This is a genomic window from Oscillibacter sp. KLE 1745 (genome assembly GCF_000469445.2).
Classification (GTDB): domain Bacteria; phylum Bacillota; class Clostridia; order Oscillospirales; family Oscillospiraceae; genus Oscillibacter; species Oscillibacter welbionis.
In genome coordinates this window covers 73,357-77,111 of record NZ_KI271768.1, presented here as the reverse complement: position 1 = coordinate 77,111, position 3,755 = coordinate 73,357, and the positions used below count along the sequence as shown (strand labels likewise).

The 3,755-nt window shown below is 58.2% G+C and carries 2 protein-coding genes; one reads left to right on the top strand and one right to left on the bottom strand.

Going from position 1 to position 3,755, the window contains the following annotated elements:
* A partial coding sequence (locus tag HMPREF1546_RS16335) for an ester cyclase (protein WP_021752147.1) occupies positions 1-416 on the top strand: 416 nt, incomplete at its 5' end.
* Positions 417-2,140: 1,724 nt separating this feature from the next.
* On the opposite strand, the gene HMPREF1546_RS16330 is transcribed toward HMPREF1546_RS16335, so the two are convergent.
* The coding region (locus HMPREF1546_RS16330) for a glutamate--ammonia ligase catalytic domain protein (RefSeq protein ID WP_021752144.1) at positions 2,141-3,755 on the bottom strand (1,615 nt) is incomplete at its 5' end.

The following is a 3,755-nucleotide window of genomic DNA, read 5'->3' as shown; positions in this document are numbered from 1 at the left end:
ACCACAAGATGTTCGGCTGCGTCTATGATATTTATTCCGATGACATTGAGCTGTATCGCGAGAACGGTTTTGTCCTGCACAGCATCGAAGAAGTGGAGCACGAGACCATGAATCTGTGCGCCGCCTTCCCAGATCTGCAGGTGCATATTGCGGACATCTTTGCAGTTCCCAGCAGGGAAGAGGAGTATCGGGTCTGGATGCGGTATTATTTTACCGGAACCAACAAAGCGTACAGCATCTACGGCGCACCCACCGGCCAGAAACTGGAGGGAGAAAAGGCCATCAATCTCAGCGATTTCCATGTGCGGAAAATCGACGGAGAGTGGCTGATTGTTCTGGAGCGAACTATGCACCCCTGTGACTATATCCGGGCTGTTTGCACTGGAGATACGAGCTTTACAAAACTGGAAATGTGATATCATAAGCTGACAGCAGCATGTTCCAACTGCTGCTGTCAGCTTTTTATCCAATCTAAACAACATCGGCATATTGGGAGTTCCATCACTCGGTGATGGGGCTCATTACACATTTTGCGTCAATACGATAACGTTTGGCAAAAATATCTCTATATATTTAATGGGCTCAAGTTAAAGCAATTGTTTGTATGCTGATCGGTTGCAAACAGTCCAAGTTTTTAGATCTGAATCCCGGTGTCTCATTATGCTGTGCGGGGAGTTTGAAGTGCATCATTTGTTTATCCCAAAAGGAAATGCTTTATCCCTGCAAACTGTTGCGGCATAACAGCCGGGAGCTTCCCATTTTCACCGATCAGACTGCTGCATTGTCTGTAAAAGGCGGACTGGGAGGCAGGAAAAAGGCGCTCCAACCCGGATGGAAAAGCCTGGAATCCCGATGTCGCCACTACTTTTCAAGAGATTTTGGCTAGATTGATGGCGCGATGTGGAAAAAGAAACCGGACAGGCCCAAGATGACGCCTGAGCCACAGCTTCCATAGGAGGAAAGCGCCCCGCGCCGGTTCCGGGGGCGGGGCAATCCTGCGCGAAATAACCGGACAGTATGGAGGGCTACGCCTCCATGACCCGCCAGAGAATATGGTCCGTTTTGAGAAGCCCTGCCATCATAATGCCAGAAGATCCCACTGGACAAGGGGGCGGAGTCAACGTTGAGCTATTTGAAAATGCGGGTGCAGCTGCCCACTGCTTTGCTGGTGTGCCTGCTGCCGACTGGATGTGAAGAGATGGAGACATCCTCCGGTGGGGAGACCGGGCCCCGTCACGGTACTGGAATACGAGCCGTTTCCGGATCCGTCTGAAGAGACGGTGACGATCTCCGCCCGCTTCCAAAATGAAAACGGCATGGCACTTCGGGAGGGAGAGGCCTGTCTGCCGAGGGTATCTGCACCAGCTTTCCCCTGGACGAGGCTGGGGAAAACCGGGTGTCCGGCCTGCCCCGGGAAGGGACCCTGGACCTGCCTTCCTGCGATAGGAGGGACCGGGAACAGGATGTGTTTTTCCTTGGGAGCGGTGATTGACGCCTCCACCAACGAGAGCGGCAACATTCTGGCCCAGGTGTTGGCACTGAGTCCTCTCCATAAGGGGGCATTGGAGTGCCCGCCCGATTTGGCAGAGCGACTCCGAAGGCGTTCCTCTCTGGAGATGGTCACGACATCACTTTGCCAACAAGGGGCCGGACACAGACTGCGCGGTGCTGCTATAAACGATTGGTTATCCCAAAGCACAGCCCTGTCCACCAATTTGGGTGGACAGGGCTGTGCCGTGCATGAAATGGCAGGTTCAGAATTGAAAAGTCGCTGTGCCTCTTGATTGGCCTCCGCCGCGGCAATGAACTCCCGGAATACAAGGGGGCCTGCCTACGGTAGGAACAGGGGCAGGAGCCTATTGGCTCCACATCGGGCTGGATGTCCGGGGCCGGCAGTTCTGCTTCCGGTGCCGGGTGGGCTTTGCCATTCAGAAACCCGATGTACGCATAAAAGGCCCGGGCCGGTTGTTGCCCGCCTTTTATGACAAATATCGCCCCGTGCCGTCAGGGGGCCCTGGTGCCCAAGGCCGGGGCCAGACATGGGCCAGACTTCTGGAGGGCGACATTCACCCCGCCACCGGCAGCCGACCCGGGGAGGCCGCCGCAATTCCCGCCCCCGGGCCGAATACTGTGCTGCGGATCAGACAGAGAACAACAGGTCGGAGTAGGTGGGGAAGGGCCAGCGGTCAGAGCTGGTGAGGGTCTCCAGCTGATCGGCGGCCCGCCGGGCGGTATCCATATCGGGGATCAACACATCATGGCTGTATCGCATAGCTTCCGCAGCGTCCGCGGGAATTGCAGACAGGTCCGTCTCCAGCTTGTCGGAGGCGGCCATCAGGGCATCCGTCAAGCTGCCGATCTGGCAGGCAGTGCTGACCTCATACTGGCAGCAGGCACCCAGGTCCTTTTTGGTACCGGCCCGGCTGCACAGGTCCCCGGCAAAGGCGGAGACGGCGGGTAGGATTTGGCGGCGGATCATGTCCGTCATGGTCCGGGCCTCGATACAGATGACCGTAGAGTAGTTCTCAATATGGATCTCCGCCCGGGCCTCGATCTCCTCCTTGGTGTAGATGCCGTGCTTGACAAACAGATCCACGTTTTTGGGAGCGGTGTACATGGGCAGAGCGTCAGCGGTAGAGGTCAGGTTGGAGAGGCCACGTTTCCCGGCCTCCTTCAGCCAGGCCTCGTCATAGCCGTTGCCGTTGAAGATGATCCGCTGATGCTCGGTGAATACCCGACGGATCAGCTTCTCCAGGTCGGCCTGGAAGTCCCGGGATGCCTCCAGTTCGTCAGCAAACTGTTCCAGTTCCTCGGCCATGATGGTGTTCAGGGTGATGTTTGGACCGGAGATGGACTGGGAGGAGCCCAGCATCCGGAACTCGAACTTGTTGCCGGTAAAGGCCATGGGGGAGGTGCGGTTGCGGTCCGTGTTATCCTGGGGGATAGCGGGCAGGGAGTCCACGCCGATCTTCAGCGTCCGCTTGCCGGTGCTCTGGAAGTCCGTGTCGTTGATGATGGAGTCCACCACAGCGGAGAGCTCGTCTCCCAGGAAGATGGAGAGCACGGCGGGCGGTGCCTCCTGGGCGCCCAACCGGTGGTCGTTGCCGGGGAAGGCCACCGTGGCCCGGAGAAAGTCCTGGTAGTCGTCCACACCTTTGACGAAGGCCGCCAAAAACAGCAGGAACTGGGCATTCTGCCGGGGGGTGGAGCCGGGCTTGAACAGGTTCTTGCCCGTGTCGGTGGAGAGGGACCAGTTGTCGTGCTTGCCGGAGCCGTTGACGCCCGCGAAGGGCTTCTCATGGAGCAGGCACACCAGTCCGTGGCGGTCGGCCACCTTCTTCATCATTTCCATGGCCAGCTGGTTCTGGTCGCAGGCGGAGTTGGCATCGGAGAACACCGGCGCCATCTCATGCTGAGCAGGGGCTACCTCGTTGTGCTTGGTCTTAGACAGGACGCCGAGAGCCCAGAGCGTCTCATCCAGATCCTTCATATACGCGGCCACTCTGGGGCGGATGGCACCGAAGTAATGGTCCTCCAGCTCCTGCCCCCTGGGGGGCTTTGCGCCGAACAGGGTCCGGCCGCACATTCGCAAGTCCTCCCGCTTCTCATAGAGGGCCTTGTCAATCAGAAAATACTCCTGCTCCGGCCCTACCTGGGCAGTGACCCGCTTCGTCTCTGTGTCGCCGAAGAGCCGGAGGATGCGGACCGCCTGGCGGCTGACCTCGTCCATGGACCGCAGAAGAGGCGTCTTCTTG